Genomic DNA, 18,695 nt, shown 5'->3' with positions numbered 1-18,695 from the left:
AGCCCTCATCTAAGCCCAAGTTTTTACTTTCTCGCCCGCCAGGGGCGAGATAAATCTCTCAACAAATCTCCGTCGCGGCGATCTTGATGCCGAAGCCTTCCAGACCGACATAGTGCCGCTCGCGACTGGTGAGTAGCTTGATCGAGCTGACGCCGAGATCCTTGAGGATCTGGGCACCGAGGCCGATTTCCAGCCATTCGCTGTCGCGTGCCTGCGCTTCCGCATGGCTTTCACGCTCGGCCTGTCGCGCCTTGCGGCCATTGTCGAAATGGCCGACGCCGACGGAGCCTTCGCGCAGATAGACGATGATTCCGCGGCCTTCGTCAGCGATCTTCTTCATGTAGAAATCAACCGGGCGGCGTTTGCCGAAGAGGTCCTCGGCGACGCTTTCCGGATGCAGGCGGACCGGAATGTCGATACCGTCGCGGATGTCGCCGAAGACGACGGCGAGGTGTTGCATCGTGTCCCAGGGCAGCGAATAGGTATGCGCGCGTGCCTTGCCGAACGGCGTGTCGATGTCGAAGCTGGTGCCGAGCTCGATCAGCGTTTCCTTGCGCTGGCGATAGGCGATGAGATCGGCGACGGAGACGAGCTTCAGCCCATGCTGCTCGGCGAATTCGACCACCTGCGGGCCGCGCGTTACCGTGCCGTCGTCATTGACGAGTTCGCTAATGACGCCGATCGGCGGCAGATTGGCGAGCCTGCAGAGGTCGACAGCGGCTTCCGTATGGCCGGAGCGCATCAACACGCCGCCTTCACGGGCGATCAGCGGGAAAATATGGCCGGGACGGACGAAATCGGTCGGGCCAACATTCGGATTGGCGAGATTGCGCACCGTCAGCGTCCGGTCGTCGGCGGAAATGCCAGTGCTCGTGCCGTGCTTGAAGTCGACAGAGACGGTGAAGGCGGTCGTGTGCGCCGAATCGTTTTCCGCCACCATGGCATTGAGGTTCAGGCGCTTGGCCTCCTCGCGCGGCATCGGCGTGCAGACGATGCCCGAGGTGTGGCGGACGATGAAGGCCATCTTCTCGGGCGTGCAATGAACGGCGGCGACGATCAGGTCGCCTTCGTTTTCGCGGTCGTTATCGTCCATGACGACGACGATCTCGCCGGCCTCGAATGCCCGGAGGGCTTCCACGACACGCTTCTGGTCATAGGGCATGAGAAAGTCCTTATTTCAGCCGGCCTGTCTGGCCACGGTCTCTGAGGTAATGATCGGCAATGGCGCATGCAACCATCGCTTCGCCGATCGGAACGGCGCGGATACCGACGCAGGGGTCATGGCGGCCCTTGGTGCGGATATCGACATTCTTGCCGTCGGCGTCGATCGACTGGCGCTCGGTCAGGATCGAGGAGGTCGGCTTGATGGCGAAGCGGGCGACGATGGGTTCGCCGGTGGAAATGCCGCCGAGAATGCCGCCGGCATGGTTGGACAGGAAAATACGGTTGCCGTCATTGCCCATGCGCATTTCATCGGCATTTTCCTCGCCGGTCAGTTCGGCGGATGCAAAGCCTTCACCGATTTCGACGCCCTTGACGGCGTTGATCGACATCAGCAGTGAGGCGATATCCTGGTCGAGCTTGGCATAGATCGGCGCACCGAGGCCGGCGGGCACGCCCTCGGCGATGACTTCGACCACCGCGCCGATCGAGGAGCCGGCCTTGCGAATGCCGTCGAGATACTCTTCCCAGACGGGCACGATCGCCGGATCGGGTGCGAAGAACGGGTTCTGGTCGACCTGCGCCCAATCCCAGTTGGCGCGGTTGATCTTGTGCTTGCCGATCTGCACCAGCGCGCCGCGCACGGTGACGCCGGGCACGACGAGACGGGCAATGCCACCGGCGGCGACGCGCGCAGCGGTCTCGCGGGCCGACGAACGACCGCCACCGCGATAGTCGCGAATGCCGTATTTCACGTCATAGGTATAGTCGGCATGGCCGGGGCGATAGCTACGCGCGATCTCGCCATAGTCCTTGGAACGCTGGTCGGTATTTTCGATCAGCATCGAGATCGGTGTGCCTGTCGAAATCATCGTTTCGCCGTCCTCGTCCAGCATCACGCCGGAGAGTATCTTGACGAGATCGTCCTCGCGCCGCTGCGTCACGAACCGCGACTGGCCGGGCTTGCGCTTGTCGAGCCAGGTCTGGATGTCTTCCAGCTTGAAGCGCAGGCCGGGAGGGCAGCCATCGACGACGCAGCCGAGCGCCGGCCCATGGCTTTCGCCCCAGGTGGTGACGCGGAAGAGGTGACCAAAGCTATTATGCGACATGGGAACAACCGGATTGCGGCGGCCCGGCGGCGGGCCGCGTCTTGTCTCTTGGAATTGCGGCACACTCATAGGCCAAAAAGCCGCCGAGGCAAATCTTTCTTTCCATGATGACGGCGCGAGCACCGGCAAGGTGAAAGCCCGCCAAGCACCTGATATGGTAAACAAAGATTAGACCATGCTGTGGATTGTGACGACACATTTATCAATTGGGCGGCGAAAGCCATTGTTGCGGGCAACTTCCGCCATATTCAAAGTATTATCTATGTCAGATCAAAATTGGCACTGAAATGGAATAAAAGGGTCCCTCCGATGCGCTTCTTTGTTGCGACGCTCCTGGCCACGGCAAGTTTTCTTGCCCCCGTTGCCGGCTTTGCCGAAAGCGCCGACGTTCAGTCCACCATCAAGAAGGTCGATGCGAAGAATTTCAGCATCACGCTCGATGACGGCAAGAACTATCAGGCGCCGGAGGATTTCGATTTCAGCGGCCTGAAGGTCGGCGTCAAGGTCGACGTTTTCTACACCGAAGTCGACGGCAAGCGCGTCATCAACGATCTCGATATCGTGCAGTGAAATTGGTGGCCGTTAGCCGAGCAAACGGCTGCTCCTAGATCCAGCCGATGATCTTCATCTGTAGATCGATCTTCAGGATGCGGTCCTGTGGGATTTCCGTCTCCGACGCATCTTCTTTCGAGACATCGCCGACCAGCCGGAATAGCGAACGGATGACGCCGCCATGGGTGACGCAGACCGTCGGCTTGTCGACGGATGTCAGCCACGCGCCGACGCGCCAGGAGAGGATCTCATAGCTTTCCGCATCGTCGCCGGGCGGGATGAAATCCCATTTGCCGGCATTGCGTTCGGCAAGGCGCTCCGTCTCGGTCGCCTTCAGTTCCTTGATGGTGAAGCCTTCCCAGGCGCCGAAGGAGACTTCGACCAGCCGCTCGTCGGTGCGGTAGTCTTTCGGCGGCAGACCAATGGCTTCCCGCGCGATCTCCATCGTCTCGCGGGTACGCCGCATGGGGCTTGCAACAAAGTCGAAGGGCTGGTTTTCGAAGGCGAGGATCTCGGCCAGTTCAAGGCCGTTCTGCCGCGCCTGCGCGCGGCCGATGGCATTGAGGTCGATGTCCTTCTGGCCTTGCAGCCGGCGTTCGGCATTCCAGTCGGTCTGACCGTGGCGGATCACATAAAGGATGGGCGGCACGGTGCAGACTTCCTGTTGTTCAGTCCTTGAGAACCGACATGTCGGGCGCATCCACAGCCTTCATGCCGACGGTGTGGTAACCGGAATCGACATGATGGATTTCGCCGGTGACGGCGGTGGAGAGATCGGAGAGCAAATAAAGTGCGGAATTGCCGACCTCATCGATCGTAACCCCACGCTTCAGCGGCGCGTTATATTCGTTCCACTTCAGGATATAGCGGAAGTCGCCAATGCCGGAAGCGGCCAGCGTCTTGATCGGGCCGGCCGAAATCGCGTTGACGCGAATGCCACGACCGCCGAGGTCGACGGCGAGATAACGAACGCTCGCTTCGAGAGCAGCCTTGGCGACGCCCATGACGTTATAATGCGGCATGACCTTTTCCGCACCGTAATAGGTGAGGGTGATCAGCGAGCCGCCGTCATTCATGATTCGCTCGGCGCGCTGGGCAACGGCGGTGAAGGAATAGACCGAGATGTCCATCGTGCGCGCGAAGTTATCGCGGCTCGTGTCGACGTAACGGCCGGTCAGTTCGTCCTTGTCGGAGAAGGCGATGGCATGCACGACGAAATCGATCTTGCCCCACTTGGCTTCGAGCGCATCGATGACGGCGTCGATGGTCGCGGGTTCCGTGACGTCGCAATGGCCGGCCATAACGGCGCCGAGTTCCTGAGCGAGCGGCTCGACGCGCTTCTTCAAAGCGTCGCCCTGCCAGGTCAATGCGATTTCGGCACCGGCGTCCGAACAGGCCTTGGCAATACCCCACGCTATGGAACGGTTGTTTGCGACGCCGAGAATGACGCCGCGCTTGCCTGCCATGAGGCCAGTGGCTTGAGCCATATTATGCTCCCTTGAATTACAATTGAACCTGCCTATGGCATAGGCCGATCCCCTGTTCAAGCATTGTCAAGATCATCAACTGTTAGGGAGCGTAACAAAGGGTGCGGTTGTCACTGAAATTTCATAGAAAAAAGCCTTCCCGCATGCTGCGCATCAAATCGGTGACTTTGTCATCCGGCTTTTCCCAGAGCATCAGGCGCAACTCCACCACCAGGTCGCCTTTTCCACCCTGTCCGTCCGGTAAGCCTTCACCGGAGATTCGGATGATCTGATCCGAACCGGACCAGGCGGGAACCGTTAGCCGGACCTGACCGTTCAGCCCTTCGACCTCTGTCTCATAACCGAGCACGGCATTTTCGATGGTGACCGGAAGCGTCGTGCGGACGTCGAAGCCGTCCAGCGTAAAGCGGTTGTCGGTGGAAAGATGGACGGTGATCGCCACATCGCCGCGCAGCATGCCCGGCAGTTTCAGCCCCTGATTCTTCAGGTGGAGGACTTGCCCGTTGCCGATATCGGTCGTCGCCTGGAAGCGTGCTTCCCGCCCTTCGGAAAGCGGCACTGTGATCCACTGCCCCTTGAGCATGTCGTCGAGCGTGATGGTCGCCTCGGCGGCGATCTCCGGCGTTTTCTCCGGTGGCTTATCCGGAGCGACGCCGGTGATGCGACGCACGAGAGAACCGAGTATGCCGAAAGGGGAGCGCGAGGTGCTCGAACCGGTTCCCGTCGCAAGCTGCTCCTCATCGGCAAGGGTTTCGTCGATCGCAGCGCTGTTCGCCTTTTCCGCCTCTGCGGTGTCGGTATCGGCCGCGGCCTGGCTTGGGGCCACGCGCGCGGCCTTCGCTCCGAAAATGCGCTCGACCATATCCTCGGGCGATTCGCTCGCGCCGGTGGCCTGCGGATTGGCGGGCGCCGCTGCCTGTGCCTTGCGCGCATTGGCGCGGGCGAGTTCTTCCATGATTTTTTCGGCGTTGGCGCGGGCAGCTTTGGCGCGTTCCTCGGCTTCACGGGCCGCATGGCGTTGCTGCATAATGGTCTGCTCGCGGCTCTGCGTCTTGGCTTGGGCCATCTGTGCCACCTGATCGTAACGGCTGCGCCTCTGCGGGTCCTTCAGCGTCTCGTATGCGCGGCCGATTTCGGCAAAGCGCTCCGTTGCCGTGGGATCGCCGATATTATGATCGGGATGAACCGCCTTCGCCAAGTTGCGCCATGCCGCCTTGATTTCGTCCGGCCCTGCATCTCTCTTCACGCCAAGTAGCTTGTACGGATCGCGCATCATCTCAACCACCGATTTGGACGGCGCCAGGCCTGATTGGGGCGCCCAAAAAGAAACAATAGAATGGATCGCGCTCCCTCCGTGCCGCGGATGCGAAGAGGGTCGACGCGCATATGGTGTGATCCTGCGGGAACAGTTGCTAATCAGTTGTTACGCCGGGCAAGCCTGCTCAGGCGATCTGCCGGAATGGTTAGCCGTTCGCTAAGCTTCGACGCGGGAGAACGAAAATGTCTCCACCGGGTTGCTCGCCAATACGCGTCTCATCGACCCGTCTGTTCAGGCGGGTCGCTTCAGAGGCATGAAAGAGGAGGGGGTGCGGTCAGCCGGCCTGCTGGAAACTTAGCAATTGCCATTCGCCTTGCCCGAGGAGGCAAGTTCTGCCGGAGAAATTGGCGATACCCTGATAGGAATGCCTGGTCGTGCGGAACTGGCGGCAGACCTGCCCGGAGCCATTGTTTTCGACGATCATGTCGATGACGCCGGCGCTGCCCGTCGAGGCGTTTGCCCACGGCACGGGTTGTCCATTGAGCTTGTGGAGGTCCGCCGAGGTCACGGCGTTGCGCACGGTGGTCTCGTCGGAAATGCTGTCGGTGGTGACGGGTGCTGTCGGAACGGTGCCCGTGGATACGCTTCGATCCACTTTCGCCGAACTCAATATATCCATGCCGCCGCTGACACAGCCGCCAAGGGAGAAAAGGGAGAGAATGGCAACCGCCATCGCCGCGCCTTTTACAAGCTTGCGCTTTGTATGAACCGTCGACTTTGTTATGACTTCCACCCGAGTATCTTGGCCAGCATCAAGGACTGGCGATTTTTAGGAATTGCGGAGCATTTGAGCTAATATGTCGGAAAACGAGTTAACAAGCGGTGACTTCACCGAACAGAATGAACCCTTCACGCTTTTCGCCGCCTGGCTGCGCGAAGCAGAGGCCACGGAGCCGAATGATCCGAATGCGGTTGCCTTGGCAACGGTCGATAAGGATGGATTGCCAAATGTCCGCATGGTTCTTCTGAAAGGTTTCGATAGTCAGGGATTCGTATTCTATACAAATTTTGAGAGCCAGAAAGGCCAAGAAATTCTTTCCCAGAAGAAAGCGGCCATGTGCTTCCACTGGAAGTCGCTACGACGGCAGGTGCGGCTACGCGGGCTGGTTGATGTGGTGAGCGACAGGGAAGCCGACGAATATTACAAGACGAGGGCGCGTGGCAGCCGCATCGGCGCCTGGGCTTCAAAGCAGTCGCGCCCGCTCGAGGGTCGTTTTGCGCTGGAAAAGGCGGTCGCCGAATATACGGCGCGCTATGCCCTCGGCGACATTCCGCGCCCGCCTTATTGGTCCGGCTTCCGCATCCGGCCGCTGTCGATCGAATTCTGGCACGATCGTCCATTCCGCCTGCACGACCGGGTCGAATTCCGCCGCGAGGTGCCGGAAGGTGCCTGGGAAAAGGTGCGGATGTATCCGTAACGAACTATACCGGCGCCCGGCGCGCCACTACTGCGCCGCGCGTCCAATCGGCCGCGCTAAGGTCGCAGTAACACTTTGAGTTAGCGCATAACCCCTTAAATCAATTCCGATTTAAGGGGTTATGCGCTAGTCGCATGGGGATGCCGGAGGCAAGCGCCGAGGCATAACGCGCCTTCTGATAGTGGCCGTTCAGCGATAGCCGGGGCAAGAGGGTGGCGGCAGCGGCATTTGCTGCCGTGATCGTCCCGGGCCGGGTCGTGACGCCGATCTCAAAGCCGAGTTTCGCCGCAAGCCGGGCTTCGCGGGATGAGGCTGCCTCAATCGTACCATAGGGAAAGGCGATCGCCACTGGCCGCTGGCCGATGATCTCGGCAACATAGTCTGCCGACAGCGACATTTCCGCCGCCGCTTCTGCCTCCGGCAACCGGGCAAGCGCGCGATGGCTCACCGTATGGGCACCGAGCGAGGCGAGCGGATGCATGGCAAGCCGCTTCAATTCCGTTCGGTCCATGATCGAGGCACGCACGAGATCGAGCGGTTCCAGGCCGTTCTGGCGGGCAAGCTCATCGATCCGACCGACAGCCTCCGTCTCGTCGTGGTCATGGACATAGGCCGCGAAACGAGCGAATACGGCCCGCCGCTGGCCGGCTTTATTGAGATCGAAGCTCTCCAGACCCACGCCGAAATCGAATGTCAGGCGATCCAGCCGCTCCAGCAGATCGGCCAGCGTTTCCCACCATAGGCTGTGCGTCCGTTCCGAAAGGCCCTGGGCGACGAAGACCGTGAAGGGTGCGCCATGGCGAGCAAAGACCGGCAGCGCATGGTCGAGATTGTCCCGATTGCCGTCATCGAGGGTGAAGGCTGCGAAGGGCTGCTTGTCGTCTTTGCTTGCCATCCGCTCCGGCAGCATATCGAGGGCGATGAAATCATAACCGTCGTGCTTCAGCCGCGTCAGTGTGAGGTCGAGAAATTCCGGAGAAATTTCCAGATGGGCATTCGGCGCAAAGCGGCGGGACAGCGTCGGGCGGACATGATGCAGGGTGAAGATGGCGCCGAGGCCGGCGGCGTCGCGCATCAGTCCTAGGCGCTTTAGAAATGTGGCGGTTTCCAGCCCGCCGGAGATCGCGGCGCGCTTGAGACGATCTCTGATGCCCTGTTCCATTGGGATTGACCCGATTAGCGAAGCCCCATGCTGTACCTGACCGCCGTTAATCCTTGCTGAATCTGCGCCATATTTTCAATATGTTAACCGTTATTTTACCAGCAAAGGCAAAATTGGGAATCTCTTGAGGGTGTTGCCTCAATATCGCACCGAATATCAGGCTTCTGTCGCAAAAGCGTACAACGGTTTGACGCGGTGTATTGGCATTTGTTTCGTTTGGGGACGAATATGAAAAAAATTCTGATGGCCCTCTCCGCGGCCGTCGTGCTTTTGGCGGCGCCCGTGGCGAGCTTTGCGGGCAGCGCTTATTTCATCATGGACGCGAAGACCGGCTCGGTGCTGGCTTCGAGCAATGCCGATGATCTCAATCACCCGGCATCGCTGACCAAGATGATGACGCTTTATATGGCATTCGAGGCGATCCATCGCGGCAAGCTCAGCTGGGACAGCAGGATACCGGTATCGCGCAACGCCGCCGGCAAGAGCCCGACCAAGCTCGGCCTGAAGGCGGGCAGCACCGTCAGCGTGCGTGATGCTGTCGACGGCATGATCATCAAGTCGGCCAACGATGCCGCCGCCGCCATGGGTGAGGCGCTCGGTGGCAGCGAGAACGGCTTTGCGCGCATGATGACGCAGAAGGCGCGCGAACTCGGCATGCGCCGCACGGTGTTCACCAATCCCTCGGGCCTGCCGAGCATGGCACAGGTGACCACGGCGCGCGATATGTCGACGCTTGCCGTCGCGCTCATCAACAACTATCCCCAGGAATACCGGCTATTCTCGCAGACGGGCTTCAGCTATCGCGGCCAGCGCGTTCGCGGTCACAACAATCTGATGTATCGCTATGAGGGCATGGACGGCATCAAGACCGGCTATACCAACGCTTCCGGCTTCAACCTTGTCAGCGCCGTGCGCCAGGGCAATCGCCGTGTTATTGGTGTTGTCATGGGCGGCGCGACCGCCCGCGGCCGCGATGCGCTGATGGCTTCGCTTCTCGATCGCTACGTGCCGAAGGCCAACTCTGTCGCCACCTCACGTCTGGTTGCAAGCATCGGTGGCGGCAAGGTCAAGCAGGTCGAGGTAGCCTCGGCATCGGATGACGTTGCCGTCGACGTCGATACGCAGACCACGGCGACAACCCGCAAGCGCGCGGAGTTCAATCCAGCGCAGGTCCCGGCCCCGCTCGCCTTCGCCGCCGTTCCGAACGTGACCGTGCCGATGGACCGCCCGGTGGCGATGGATGAAATTCTGAATGCCGGCAAGCCGGCCACGGGCCGCTGGCAGGTACAGATCGCCGCGACCCCAACGGCACAGGCCGCCAAGGATCTGCTTTCCGCCGCGCAGTCGAAGGCCGGCAATGCGCTCGCCAATGCTTCGCCCTATACCGAAGCCGTCGGCAAGGGCAGCAACACGGTCTATCGCGCCCGCTTCGTCGGCTTCGGTAGCCGCGACGACGCGAACTCCGCCTGTGCTGCGCTGAAGCGGAATGATTTCGACTGCCTGCTTCTGCCGCACAAGGGCTGAGCGAAAATCAAAATCTGGAACGATCGAGACGGCGGGGCGTAAGCTCCGCCGTCTCGACATTTTTTGGAGAATCGTTCATTGATGCCCTGAACATAAAGGGAACGATAGCGATGCTCTCCGGCCTGATCCAGCAATTCGAAAAAGCTTCCGCCACTTACGCTGCCGCCAATGACGTCGATCGCGACGACGATTGGTTCGTGCTCAAACTGCAGGAGGAAATGGGCGAGCTCACCCAGATCTGGAACAAGACGACCGGCCGCGGCCGGCGCAAGGGCATGACGGATGAAGAACTGGCGACCGCGCTGGCGGACGAAACGGCCGACGTGCTCGGCCATATCCTGCTGTTCGCTCACCGCAACGATCTGGATCTCGCCGCCGCCGTGGAACGGAAATGGCGCTTTCGGCCGGAGGAGGGGTGAGATCCGGCTATAGGCAGTTGGATTTGCGCGTTTGCACCAACACTTACGAACGGGGGAAGTCGACCTGTGCTTCCGGGCGAGCAAGACGAAATGCTTCAAGCTCGGTACACCGCTCCTCTGTCGCCAACAACAGCGCATAAACGGATAGATCGATACCCAGGCGACGGGCCGCACTCAATTGCGGAACAAGATGCAGATCGGCCCAGCCGGGTTGAGTACCGAAACAGAAACGCCATGGAACTGGCCGGCGTTGCAACGTTTCTTCCAGGGCATTCAGACCGAGAACCAGCCAGTGATTGACCCAGTTCGCGACCTTGTTGTCATCGACCTCCATGTCGGATTGCAGGAAGCGCCTCACGCGCTGGACGCTGAGGGAATGCATCTCCGAGGTGATAAGGGCGGCAAAAGCTCTTGCTTCCGCGCGAACGACGGGATCGGCAGGCAACAGGCTCGGTTGAGGATATGTCTCCTCCAGATAATCGAGAATTGCCGAAGACTGGGCTATAATGCGGCCGTCGATATCGAGGGCGGGCAAGAGACCTTGAGGATTAAGCCGCGCATATTCTCCCGGTGCCAACGAATTCACGGGAACATAGGCAAAGGATATGCCCTTGAGGTGAAGTGCTATGCGCACTCTTTCTCCTGCGGAATTCTGCCAGCGTGACAGCAAGCGCATCCGGGAAGCCTCACAGGTTCAATAGTTGCCGATAGGACCAATCCTGTCGCCGAGCGATGTTCCCGACAATTCCCGAAGGCAGAGGTTACGTCTTCGTCCCGCCGACCGTGACCTGATCCATCCTGAGATGCGGCTGGCCGACGCCGACGGGGACCCATTGGCCGGCCTTGCCGCAATTGCCGATGCCGGTGTCGAGTTTCATGTCGTTGCCGATCATCGAGACGCGCTTCATGGCATCGGGGCCGTTGCCGATCAGCATGGCGCCTTTGATCGGCGCGCCGATCTTGCCGTTCTCGATCAGGTAGGCTTCGGTGCAGCCGAAGACGAACTTGCCGGAGGTGATGTCCACCTGGCCGCCGCCGAAGGAGACGGCGTAGACGCCCTTCTTCACCGAGGCGATGATTTCGTCCGGCGTCTTGTCGCCGCCGAGCATATAGGTGTTGGTCATGCGCGGCATCGGCGTGTGAGCATAGCCCTGGCGGCGGCCGTTGCCGGTCGCCTTCATGCCCATCAGGCGGGCATTCTGCCGGTCCTGCATGTAGCCGACCAGCTTGCCGTTCTCGATCAGGACATTGTAGGCCGAAGGCGTGCCTTCGTCGTCAACCGTGATCGAACCGCGCCGGTTTTCGATCGTGCCGTCGTCGACGACGGTGACGCCGGGTGCGGCCACCATCTGGCCCAAAAGTCCAGCAAAGGCCGAGGTCTTCTTGCGATTGAAATCGCCTTCCAGCCCGTGGCCGACGGCCTCGTGCAGCATCACGCCCGGCCAGCCGGAGCCAAGAACGACATCCATCGTGCCGGCCGGCGCATCGATCGCTTCGAGATTGACGAGCGCCTGGCGCAGCGCCTCGTCGGCACCACGGCGCCAGTTCTCTTCCGTGACGAAATCGCCGAAACCGACACGGCCGCCGGTGCCGAAAGAGCCGGATTCCTGCCGGTCGCCATCGCCGACCATGACGGAGATGTTGATGCGCGTCATCGGCCGGATATCACGGACGCGATGGCCGTCGGCGCGCAGAATATCGACCACCTGCCAACTCGCGGCGACGGAGGCTGTCACCTGCCGCACCTTGCCATCCTTGTCGCGCAGATAGCTGTCGATCTGCTGCAGGAGCTTCGCCTTCTCCTCGAAGCTTGGCGCGCCGATCGGATTTTCATCCGTGTAGAGAACCTTATTGGTGCGCTGCGGTGCGGCTGCATAAGAGCCGGCATAACCGGAGGTAACCGCGCGTACCGCATCGGCGGCGCGCTTCAGCGCCGCTTCCGAGAGATCGCCCGCATGGGCGTAGCCGACCGCCTCGCCAGCGACGGCGCGCAGGCCAAAGCCCTGTTCGGTGTTGAAGCTGCCGCCCTTCATCCGACCGTTGTCGAAGGTCAGCGACTCCGCCTGGACATGCTCGACGAAAAGCTCGCCGTCATCGGCGCCGGCAAGTGCCTCCGCGACGATGGCGCGCAGCTTGGTTTCGTCGGCATCGAACAAAGTAAGGAGATCGGTATTCATGGGTCAGGTGCTCCGTTCAGAGCGGATGTAGGCGTCGCGCGACGAGAGAGCAAGCCCCGCCGCGTTACGGAAGCGCGTCGTAGCCGTCGGCAAAGCCCTTGAGATCGACAGGAATGCCGATGCCTTCTTCCGGCGACTGGAAGACGATGAAGGTGGCGGTAGCGCCACTGCGCAGCGTTTTCAGCAGCTCGTCCTCAAGCACGACTTCGGCATAGCAGCCATCGGCAAAGCAGCGCACGAAATAGGCGCGGCCGATATCCTTGCCGTCAATGTTGAGACCAAGGCCGTTGGGCAGCAGCACGCCGAGCGGGGCAAGCACGCGCAGGATCTTCGACTTGCGATCGGCGGTCTTCAGCACGACAACCGAGAGACCGACTTCCGGCCGGTCCTCGGCGATGACATTCTGCATCAGCGCGCATTGCTCGGTTGCGGCGCCCGCCGGTTTGTCGCAGACCACGGACCATGCGCCATGGCTCGAGCGCACCGTACCCGGAGGTTGCGGAACCTGGGTGGTGGGGACTTGCTGGGTATGAGTCGGCTGCTGACCCTGCTGCTGCGGTTGCAGTTGCTGGGCCTGCGGCGCCGGCTGTGCCTGTTGCGCCGAAGCGGGTGCGACAACCGCGGCAGCGATGCTGGCGGTGGCAAACCAAAGCCGCGCGAGGGAACGAAAACCCATGGAAACCTCTAGATTCGAATCAGTGCCGCTATTGTTGAAGCCCAGCCTGGCAAATGAAAAGCCCCGCCTGCTGAATTCCAATCGAGTGCGGCGGAAATACGACCTCTATCCTATTTTGTCACGGCTATGCGATGGACCGTCATGCAATTTTTCGTATGATGATGAAATGCTTGTCATGTTTAGACGGGTCGGGGGAGTATATTTCGCGCAAAAATGCCGCACGGACAAATGTCGTGAGTTGTTGCGGAGTGCCCCAAACTGTGGTTTGAAGCGCAGAGGACTGTAGGGATACTGCGTTTGAGGTTGATCTGGGATCAAACGCTGGAGGGAGAGACATCGTGATTAAGAGGGCTTATGCAGCTCTGGCGGCTATCGCCTGTCTGCTTTTTGCGACTGGCAGCTATGCCGATCAGCCAAAACCATGGGAAACCGGTCTGCAGGAGGCGGCGACCGGCAATATGCATGAAATACGCTGGTTCGAAGCATACACGCTTTGGTTTATTATTCCGGTTACATTGCTGGTTCTCGTTCTCCTGATTGTCGTTATGGTCAAGTTCCGGGCCTCCAAAAATCCGGTGCCCTCCAGGACGAGCCATAACACGGTGATCGAGGTTATCTGGACCGTGGGGCCGGTCCTTGTTCTCCTGTTCCTGGCCGTTCCCTCCTTTGATCTTCTCACCGCACAGCTGACCTTCCCGCAGAATCCCGACGTGACCGTCAAGGCGACGGCGACGCAGTGGCAGTGGAATTATGAGTATGAAAACAGCGGCAATAATCCGCTGGCTTTCGATTCTTTCCTCTTGAAGGATCAGGACCGCACCGCCGCCGGTAAGGAAGACAAGTCGAAATATCCGCGCCTTCTCGCCGTCGATAACGAGCTTGTGCTGCCGGTGGGCAAGGTCGTGCGCGTTCTCGTCACCGCCGCACCCACGGATGTCATTCATTCCTTTGGCATGCCATCCTTCGGGCTCAAGATCGACGCCGTTCCGGGCCGTCTGAACGAGACCTGGTTCAAGGCCGACCGTGAAGGCCTGTTCTATGGCCAGTGTTCCGAGCTCTGCGGCAAGGACCATGCGTTCATGCCGATCGCCATCCGCATCGTCTCCCAGGATCAATACCAGCAGTGGCTGACCGCCGCCGCCGGCGACCTGAGCAAGGCGAACAAGGCCCTGATGGCCGCCGTCGATCAGCCGGCTACCGTCAATGTCGCTGAAAACGTCGCGAAGTAAGAGGGATTAGGGACAATGGCTGGATCAACGGCACACGACGATCACTCGCACGATCATAACGACGCTCACGCGCATGACGATCATCACGCTCACAAGCCCAGTTTCGCAAACCGCTGGCTTTTCTCGACCAACCACAAGGACATCGGCACTCTCTATCTGATCTTCGCGATCTTCGCCGGCCTTATCGGCTTCCTGCTGTCGCTCGCCATCCGCATGGAGTTGCAGGAACCCGGCATCCAGATCTTCAGCGGCCTGGCCTCCATGGTCTACGGCTATTCGGGCGATGCCTCCATCGATGGCGGCAAGCAGATGTACAACGTCTTCGTCACCGCGCATGCGCTGATCATGATCTTCTTCATGGTCATGCCGGCGATGATCGGCGGCTTTGCCAACTGGATGGTGCCGATCATGATCGGCGCGCCGGACATGGCCTTCCCGCGCCTGAACAACATCTCCTTCTGGCTGATCGTTCCGGCCTTCCTGCTGCTGATCCTGTCGATGTTTGTCGAAGGTCCTGCCGGCGCTTACGGCGCGGGCGGTGGCTGGACGATGTATCCGCCACTATCCGGCGTGGTGGGTCATCCCGGACCCGCGGTCGATCTGGTGATCTTCGCGCTGCATATCGCCGGCGCATCCTCGATCCTCGGCGCGATCAACTTCATCACGACAATCCTCAACATGCGCGCTCCGGGCATGACGCTGCACAAGATGCCGCTCTTTGCCTGGTCGGTGCTGATCACGGCCTTCCTGCTGCTTCTGTCGCTGCCGGTTCTGGCGGGCGCCATCACCATGGTGCTGACCGACCGCAACTTCGGCACGACCTTCTTCGCCCCTGAAGGCGGCGGCGATCCGATCCTCTACCAGCACCTGTTCTGGTTCTTCGGTCACCCGGAAGTCTACATCCTGATTCTGCCCGGCTTCGGCATGGTCAGCCACATCATCTCGACCTTCTCGCGCAAGCCGATCTTCGGTTATCTCGGCATGGCCTATGCCATGGTCGCGATCGGTGCTGTCGGCTTCGTCGTCTGGGCTCACCACATGTACACGGTTGGTCTGTCGCTCGACACGCAGCGTTATTTCGTTTTCGCGACGATGGTCATCGCCGTTCCCACAGGCGTGAAGATCTTCTCCTGGATCGCGACGATGTGGGGCGGCTCTATCGAGTTCCGCACGCCGATGATCTGGGCGATCGGCTTCATCTTCCTGTTCACGGTCGGTGGCGTCACCGGCGTCCAGCTCGCCAATGCTGGCCTCGACCGTGTATGGCACGACACCTACTATGTCGTGGCGCACTTCCATTACGTGCTGTCGCTCGGTGCCGTCTTCGCCATCTTCGCCGCCTGGTACTACTGGTTCCCGAAGATGACCGGCTACATGTATAACGAGAAGATCGGCAACCTGCATTTCTGGGTCACCTTTATCGGCGTCAACATGGTGTTCTTCCCGCAGCACTTCCTTGGTCGTGCCGGCATGCCGCGTCGCTATATTGACTATCCGGATGCGTTCGCCGGCTGGAACTTCGTTTCCTCCATGGGCTCCTATGTCGCAGCCGTGGGTGTGGTCATCTTCCTCTATGGCGTTTATGACGCCTTCGCCAAGAAGCGTGTTGCTGGCGACAATCCTTGGGGCGAGGGCGCCACCACGCTCGAATGGCAGCTGTCATCGCCGCCGCCGTTCCATCAGTGGGAAGAGCTGCCGCGCATCAAGTAGCCTGTTTCCGGACGCCGTGATAAACGGCGTCCGGCTCAACTGATATTGGAAATGAAAGAATGACGGTCATCGACAATCACGAAGCGCTTGCGAAGGAAGGCGAAAATGGCCTCTCGGAAGCGAGTGCGCGCGATTATTTCGAGCTCCTGAAGCCGCGCGTCATGTCGCTGGTCGTCTTCACCGCCTTTGCCGGCCTGGTTCTGGCGCCCGGCCATATCAACCCGGTCCTTGGCCTGATCGCCATTCTCTGCATCGCCGTCGGCGCTGGCGCGTCCGGCGCTCTGAACATGTGGTACGACGCCGATATCGACGCGATCATGACCCGCACTGCGAAACGTCCGATCCCGGCTGGCCGGATCGCGCCCTCGGAGGCGCTGGCTTTCGGCCTGGTGCTGTCGGGCTTCTCGGTGACGATCCTCGGCCTTGCCGTCAACTGGCTGTCGGCCGGCATTCTCGCCTTCACCATTTTCTTCTATGCCGTCGTCTATACGATGTGGCTGAAGCGCTCGACGCCGCAGAACATCGTCATCGGCGGTGCCGCCGGCGCTTTCCCGCCGGTCATCGGCTGGGCTTGCGTGACCGGCAACGTGACAATCGAAAGCGTCGTGCTCTTCCTGATCATCTTCCTTTGGACGCCGGCGCATTTCTGGGCGCTGGCGCTGTTCAAGATGGGTGACTACGAGGCCGTCGGCGTCCCGATGCTGCCGAACGTGGCGGGCATCCCCACCACGAAGAACCAGATCGTCGCCTATGCGGTGCTGACCGCCATCATCGGCATCGTCCCATCCTTCATGGGCTTTGCGAGCCTCGGCTATGGCATCGTTGCCGCCGTTCTCGGTGTGATCTTCGTCCACTGTTCCATCTCTGTCTGGCGGATGCCGGATGGCGACGTGAAGATGGTGCCGGCAAAGAAGCTCTTCGCTTTTTCGATCTTCTATCTCTTCGCAATCTTTTCGGCGCTCTTGATCGACAGGCTCGTTGCCGTGCTGATGTCGGGCGGTGCGGGAGGCTGGCTATGATCGAACTTGTCAAGCTTACAGACGCACAAAAGAAATCACGGCGAGGGCGCAATATCGCGCTTGGCCTGGTGCTCGCCGGCCTGGTGATCCTGTTCTACGCGATCACCATCATCAAGGTCGGCACCGGACACGTTTGAGGAGGCGTGATGGAGGAGGGGACAACGAACAAGGTGAGGACGACAGGCCGCAACAACGGCCTGGTGGTCGCCATGTGCCTGAGCTTCGTCGTCGGCATGAGCGCCATGTGCGCCGCCGCCGTGCCGCTCTATCGCATCTTCTGCGAGGTGACGGGCTTTAACGGCACGACGCAGCGCGTCGACCAGGCATCCAGCGTCATCCTCGACAAGTCGATCACCGTCTCCTTTGACGCGAATGTGGCGCCGGGCGTGCCATGGGATTTCAAGTCGGAACAGAGGTCGGTAACGCCAAAGATCGGCGAGACGGTGGAGATCAAGTTCCTGGTTGAGAACAAATCCGACCAGCCGACGCGCGGGCAGGCTATCTTCAATGTTTCGCCGGTGGAAGCGGGCGCCTATTTCAACAAGGTGCAGTGCTTCTGCTTCAACGAGACCGATCTGGCGCCGGGGGAAAAGCGCGAGATGCCGGTGGTTTTCTATGTCGATCCCGAGATTGCCAAGGCGGAAGAGACCAAGACGATCACCGCGCTGACATTGTCCTACACCTTCTATCCGCGCGAGGGCGCAAAGCCCGTGGCGTCGAACGAGGGTGCGGCGACGAAGGCGGCGGAAAAGAAGCTTTGATGGAGAGTGCTCTTCGGCGGGGCCGAGAGCAATATGGGAAAAAGTCATTCGGGGATTGCTGACATGGCAGAGGCGCATACAAAAAAACACGACTACCACATCATCGACCCCAGCCCGTGGCCGATCACGGCGGCGTTCGGGGCCTTTGTCATCACCTTCGGCGGCGTCTGCTTCATGCGCTACCTGAATGGCGGCTCGCTGCACCTGTTCGGCCTCGATTGGGCGCAGCCCTGGCTGTTCTTCATCGGTCTGGCGCTGATCCTCTACGTCATGTACGGCTGGTGGTCGGACACGGTGAAGGAAGCGCATGAGGGCGCGCATACCCGCGTTGTCTCGCTGCATCTGCGCTACGGCATGATCATGTTCATCGCCTCCGAGGTGATGTTCTTCGTCGCCTGGTTCTGGGCTTATTTCGATGTCAGCCTCTTCCCGAACGAGGCGATCCAGGCGTCGCGAACGGCCTTCCTCGGCGGGCAATTTCCGCCCAAGGGCGTCGAGGTCCTCGACCCGTGGCACCTCCCGATCTACAACACCATCATCCTGCTGCTGTCGGGCACGACCGTCACCTGGGCGCACCATGCGCTGCTGCATAATGACCGCAAGAGCATGATCCAGGGCCTGACGCTCACGGTTCTGCTCGGCGCGTTCTTTTCCTGCGTGCAGGCCTATGAATATGCCCATGCACCCTTCGAGTTCAAAAACTCGATCTATGGCGCAACCTTCTTCATGGCGACCGGCTTCCACGGCTTCCACGTCTTGATCGGCACCATCTTCCTGCTGGTCTGCCTGATCCGCGCGATCAGGGGCGACTTCACGCCGAAACAGCATTTCGGCTTCGAGGCGGCTGCCTGGTACTGGCACTTCGTCGACGTCGTCTGGCTGTTCCTGTTCTTCTGCATCTACATCTGGGGCAGCTGGGGCGCACCGATAGCGGCAGGCTAACCAACCGCTACTTCGGCGTTCGGCCCTTGAC

At 60.4% G+C, this 18,695-nt stretch carries 20 protein-coding genes; 10 read left to right on the top strand and 10 right to left on the bottom strand.

Annotation, left to right across the window (positions count from 1 at the left end; all coding sequences use genetic code 11):
* Nucleotides 1-58 precede the first annotated feature (58 nt).
* Nucleotides 59-1,162, bottom strand: a complete 1,104-nt coding sequence (ribB, locus tag EX00_RS23400) for a 3,4-dihydroxy-2-butanone-4-phosphate synthase (protein ID WP_047463500.1) — start codon at nt 1,160-1,162, stop codon at nt 59-61.
* Nucleotides 1,163-1,172: 10 nt separating this feature from the next.
* Nucleotides 1,173-2,270: a chorismate synthase gene (aroC, locus tag EX00_RS23395; protein ID WP_047463861.1), complete on the bottom strand. Its 1,098-nt coding sequence runs from the start codon at nt 2,268-2,270 to the stop codon at nt 1,173-1,175.
* 309 nt (nt 2,271-2,579) lie between these two features.
* Here aroC and EX00_RS23390 point away from each other — a divergent pair, with 309 nt between their 5' ends.
* On the top strand, nt 2,580-2,840 hold the full coding sequence (locus EX00_RS23390; RefSeq protein ID WP_047463499.1) for a DUF1344 domain-containing protein: 261 nt from the start codon (nt 2,580-2,582) through the stop codon (nt 2,838-2,840).
* A gap of 34 nt (nt 2,841-2,874) precedes the next feature.
* Here EX00_RS23390 and EX00_RS23385 read toward each other — a convergent pair whose 3' ends face one another.
* The 4 genes from EX00_RS23385 to EX00_RS23370 form a co-directional block, all read right to left on the bottom strand.
* Nucleotides 2,875-3,522 (bottom strand): histidine phosphatase family protein, encoded by a 648-nt coding sequence (locus EX00_RS23385; protein ID WP_052210928.1) that lies wholly within the window; start codon nt 3,520-3,522, stop codon nt 2,875-2,877.
* Nucleotides 3,491-4,309: an enoyl-ACP reductase FabI gene (gene fabI, locus EX00_RS23380; protein ID WP_047463495.1), complete on the bottom strand. Its 819-nt coding sequence runs from the start codon at nt 4,307-4,309 to the stop codon at nt 3,491-3,493. The genes EX00_RS23385 and fabI overlap by 32 nt, the downstream gene beginning before the upstream one ends.
* A gap of 121 nt (nt 4,310-4,430) precedes the next feature.
* Complete coding sequence (locus EX00_RS23375) at nt 4,431-5,582, bottom strand: DnaJ C-terminal domain-containing protein (protein WP_047463493.1); 1,152 nt, start codon at nt 5,580-5,582, stop codon at nt 4,431-4,433.
* Between the two features lie 319 nt (nt 5,583-5,901).
* The gene (locus tag EX00_RS23370) at nt 5,902-6,360 is read right to left on the bottom strand and encodes an RT0821/Lpp0805 family surface protein (protein ID WP_047463491.1); all 459 of its coding nucleotides are present in this window, start codon (nt 6,358-6,360) and stop codon (nt 5,902-5,904) included.
* A 64-nt stretch (nt 6,361-6,424) separates the two neighbouring features.
* Here EX00_RS23370 and pdxH point away from each other — a divergent pair, with 64 nt between their 5' ends.
* Nucleotides 6,425-7,045 carry a pyridoxamine 5'-phosphate oxidase gene (gene pdxH, locus EX00_RS23365; protein WP_047463489.1) on the top strand — a complete coding sequence of 207 codons (621 nt, stop codon included), beginning with the start codon at nt 6,425-6,427 and terminating at the stop codon, nt 7,043-7,045.
* A gap of 100 nt (nt 7,046-7,145) precedes the next feature.
* Here pdxH and EX00_RS23360 read toward each other — a convergent pair whose 3' ends face one another.
* Nucleotides 7,146-8,207, bottom strand: a complete 1,062-nt coding sequence (locus tag EX00_RS23360) for a polysaccharide deacetylase family protein (RefSeq protein ID WP_047463487.1) — start codon at nt 8,205-8,207, stop codon at nt 7,146-7,148.
* Nucleotides 8,208-8,435: 228 nt separating this feature from the next.
* Here EX00_RS23360 and EX00_RS23355 point away from each other — a divergent pair, with 228 nt between their 5' ends.
* Complete coding sequence (locus EX00_RS23355) at nt 8,436-9,731, top strand: D-alanyl-D-alanine carboxypeptidase family protein (RefSeq protein ID WP_047463485.1); 1,296 nt, start codon at nt 8,436-8,438, stop codon at nt 9,729-9,731.
* A gap of 110 nt (nt 9,732-9,841) precedes the next feature.
* Complete coding sequence (locus tag EX00_RS23350) at nt 9,842-10,150, top strand: nucleoside triphosphate pyrophosphohydrolase family protein (RefSeq protein WP_047463483.1); 309 nt, start codon at nt 9,842-9,844, stop codon at nt 10,148-10,150.
* A gap of 43 nt (nt 10,151-10,193) precedes the next feature.
* On the opposite strand, the gene maiA is transcribed toward EX00_RS23350, so the two are convergent.
* The 3 genes from maiA to EX00_RS23335 form a co-directional block, all read right to left on the bottom strand.
* Nucleotides 10,194-10,826, bottom strand: coding sequence for a maleylacetoacetate isomerase (gene maiA, locus EX00_RS23345; protein WP_047463480.1), 633 nt, complete (start codon nt 10,824-10,826; stop codon nt 10,194-10,196).
* An 85-nt stretch (nt 10,827-10,911) separates the two neighbouring features.
* Nucleotides 10,912-12,327 carry a metalloprotease TldD gene (gene tldD, locus EX00_RS23340; RefSeq protein ID WP_047463478.1) on the bottom strand — a complete coding sequence of 472 codons (1,416 nt, stop codon included), beginning with the start codon at nt 12,325-12,327 and terminating at the stop codon, nt 10,912-10,914.
* A gap of 64 nt (nt 12,328-12,391) precedes the next feature.
* Nucleotides 12,392-13,003, bottom strand: coding sequence for an invasion associated locus B family protein (locus EX00_RS23335; RefSeq protein WP_047463859.1), 612 nt, complete (start codon nt 13,001-13,003; stop codon nt 12,392-12,394).
* 338 nt (nt 13,004-13,341) lie between these two features.
* Here EX00_RS23335 and coxB point away from each other — a divergent pair, with 338 nt between their 5' ends.
* The 6 genes from coxB to EX00_RS23305 all read left to right on the top strand — a co-directional run bounded on the left by coxB (nt 13,342) and on the right by EX00_RS23305 (nt 18,664).
* Entirely contained in the window at nt 13,342-14,232 is an 891-nt protein-coding gene (coxB, locus tag EX00_RS23330) for a cytochrome c oxidase subunit II (protein WP_047463476.1), read from the top strand.
* Nucleotides 14,233-14,247: 15 nt separating this feature from the next.
* Nucleotides 14,248-15,942, top strand: coding sequence for a cytochrome c oxidase subunit I (gene ctaD, locus EX00_RS23325; RefSeq protein WP_047463474.1), 1,695 nt, complete (start codon nt 14,248-14,250; stop codon nt 15,940-15,942).
* Nucleotides 15,943-16,001: 59 nt separating this feature from the next.
* Entirely contained in the window at nt 16,002-16,961 is a 960-nt protein-coding gene (locus EX00_RS23320; RefSeq protein WP_047463472.1) for a heme o synthase, read from the top strand.
* The gene (locus EX00_RS31780; RefSeq protein WP_047463470.1) at nt 16,958-17,098 is read left to right on the top strand and encodes a hypothetical protein; all 141 of its coding nucleotides are present in this window, start codon (nt 16,958-16,960) and stop codon (nt 17,096-17,098) included. Before EX00_RS23320 ends, EX00_RS31780 begins: the two co-directional genes overlap by 4 nt.
* Before the next feature lie 9 nt (nt 17,099-17,107).
* The gene (locus tag EX00_RS23310) at nt 17,108-17,722 is read left to right on the top strand and encodes a cytochrome c oxidase assembly protein (protein WP_047463468.1); all 615 of its coding nucleotides are present in this window, start codon (nt 17,108-17,110) and stop codon (nt 17,720-17,722) included.
* Nucleotides 17,723-17,785: 63 nt separating this feature from the next.
* Nucleotides 17,786-18,664, top strand: a complete 879-nt coding sequence (locus tag EX00_RS23305) for a cytochrome c oxidase subunit 3 (RefSeq protein ID WP_047463465.1) — start codon at nt 17,786-17,788, stop codon at nt 18,662-18,664.
* The last annotated feature ends 31 nt before the right edge of the window (nt 18,665-18,695 follow it).

The sequence above is a fragment of the Martinezella rhizogenes genome (assembly GCF_000799715.1).
Taxonomy (GTDB): Bacteria; Pseudomonadota; Alphaproteobacteria; order Rhizobiales; family Rhizobiaceae; genus Rhizobium; species Rhizobium rhizogenes_C.
This window is presented reverse-complemented; position numbering and strand designations above follow the sequence as displayed.

What these genes read in the sequence shown, in the direction of transcription:
- EX00_RS23390 (WP_047463499.1), top strand. Translation starts at nt 2,580, where the DNA reads ATGCGCTTCTTTGTTGCGACGCTCCTGGCCACGGCAAGTTTTCTTGCC.
- EX00_RS23310 (WP_047463468.1), top strand. Translation starts at nt 17,108, where the DNA reads ATGGAGGAGGGGACAACGAACAAGGTGAGGACGACAGGCCGCAACAAC.
- pdxH (WP_047463489.1), top strand. Translation starts at nt 6,425, where the DNA reads ATGTCGGAAAACGAGTTAACAAGCGGTGACTTCACCGAACAGAATGAA.
- fabI (WP_047463495.1), bottom strand. Translation starts at nt 4,309, where the DNA reads ATGGCTCAAGCCACTGGCCTCATGGCAGGCAAGCGCGGCGTCATTCTC.
- aroC (WP_047463861.1), bottom strand. Translation starts at nt 2,270, where the DNA reads ATGTCGCATAATAGCTTTGGTCACCTCTTCCGCGTCACCACCTGGGGC.
- EX00_RS23320 (WP_047463472.1), top strand. Translation starts at nt 16,002, where the DNA reads ATGACGGTCATCGACAATCACGAAGCGCTTGCGAAGGAAGGCGAAAAT.
- EX00_RS23375 (WP_047463493.1), bottom strand. Translation starts at nt 5,582, where the DNA reads ATGCGCGATCCGTACAAGCTACTTGGCGTGAAGAGAGATGCAGGGCCG.
- EX00_RS23335 (WP_047463859.1), bottom strand. Translation starts at nt 13,003, where the DNA reads ATGGGTTTTCGTTCCCTCGCGCGGCTTTGGTTTGCCACCGCCAGCATC.
- maiA (WP_047463480.1), bottom strand. Translation starts at nt 10,826, where the DNA reads ATGCGCTTGCTGTCACGCTGGCAGAATTCCGCAGGAGAAAGAGTGCGC.
- ctaD (WP_047463474.1), top strand. Translation starts at nt 14,248, where the DNA reads ATGGCTGGATCAACGGCACACGACGATCACTCGCACGATCATAACGAC.
- EX00_RS23360 (WP_047463487.1), bottom strand. Translation starts at nt 8,207, where the DNA reads ATGGAACAGGGCATCAGAGATCGTCTCAAGCGCGCCGCGATCTCCGGC.
- ribB (WP_047463500.1), bottom strand. Translation starts at nt 1,162, where the DNA reads ATGCCCTATGACCAGAAGCGTGTCGTGGAAGCCCTCCGGGCATTCGAG.
- EX00_RS23350 (WP_047463483.1), top strand. Translation starts at nt 9,842, where the DNA reads ATGCTCTCCGGCCTGATCCAGCAATTCGAAAAAGCTTCCGCCACTTAC.
- EX00_RS23355 (WP_047463485.1), top strand. Translation starts at nt 8,436, where the DNA reads ATGAAAAAAATTCTGATGGCCCTCTCCGCGGCCGTCGTGCTTTTGGCG.
- tldD (WP_047463478.1), bottom strand. Translation starts at nt 12,327, where the DNA reads ATGAATACCGATCTCCTTACTTTGTTCGATGCCGACGAAACCAAGCTG.
- EX00_RS23305 (WP_047463465.1), top strand. Translation starts at nt 17,786, where the DNA reads ATGGCAGAGGCGCATACAAAAAAACACGACTACCACATCATCGACCCC.
- EX00_RS31780 (WP_047463470.1), top strand. Translation starts at nt 16,958, where the DNA reads ATGATCGAACTTGTCAAGCTTACAGACGCACAAAAGAAATCACGGCGA.
- EX00_RS23385 (WP_052210928.1), bottom strand. Translation starts at nt 3,522, where the DNA reads ATGCGCCCGACATGTCGGTTCTCAAGGACTGAACAACAGGAAGTCTGC.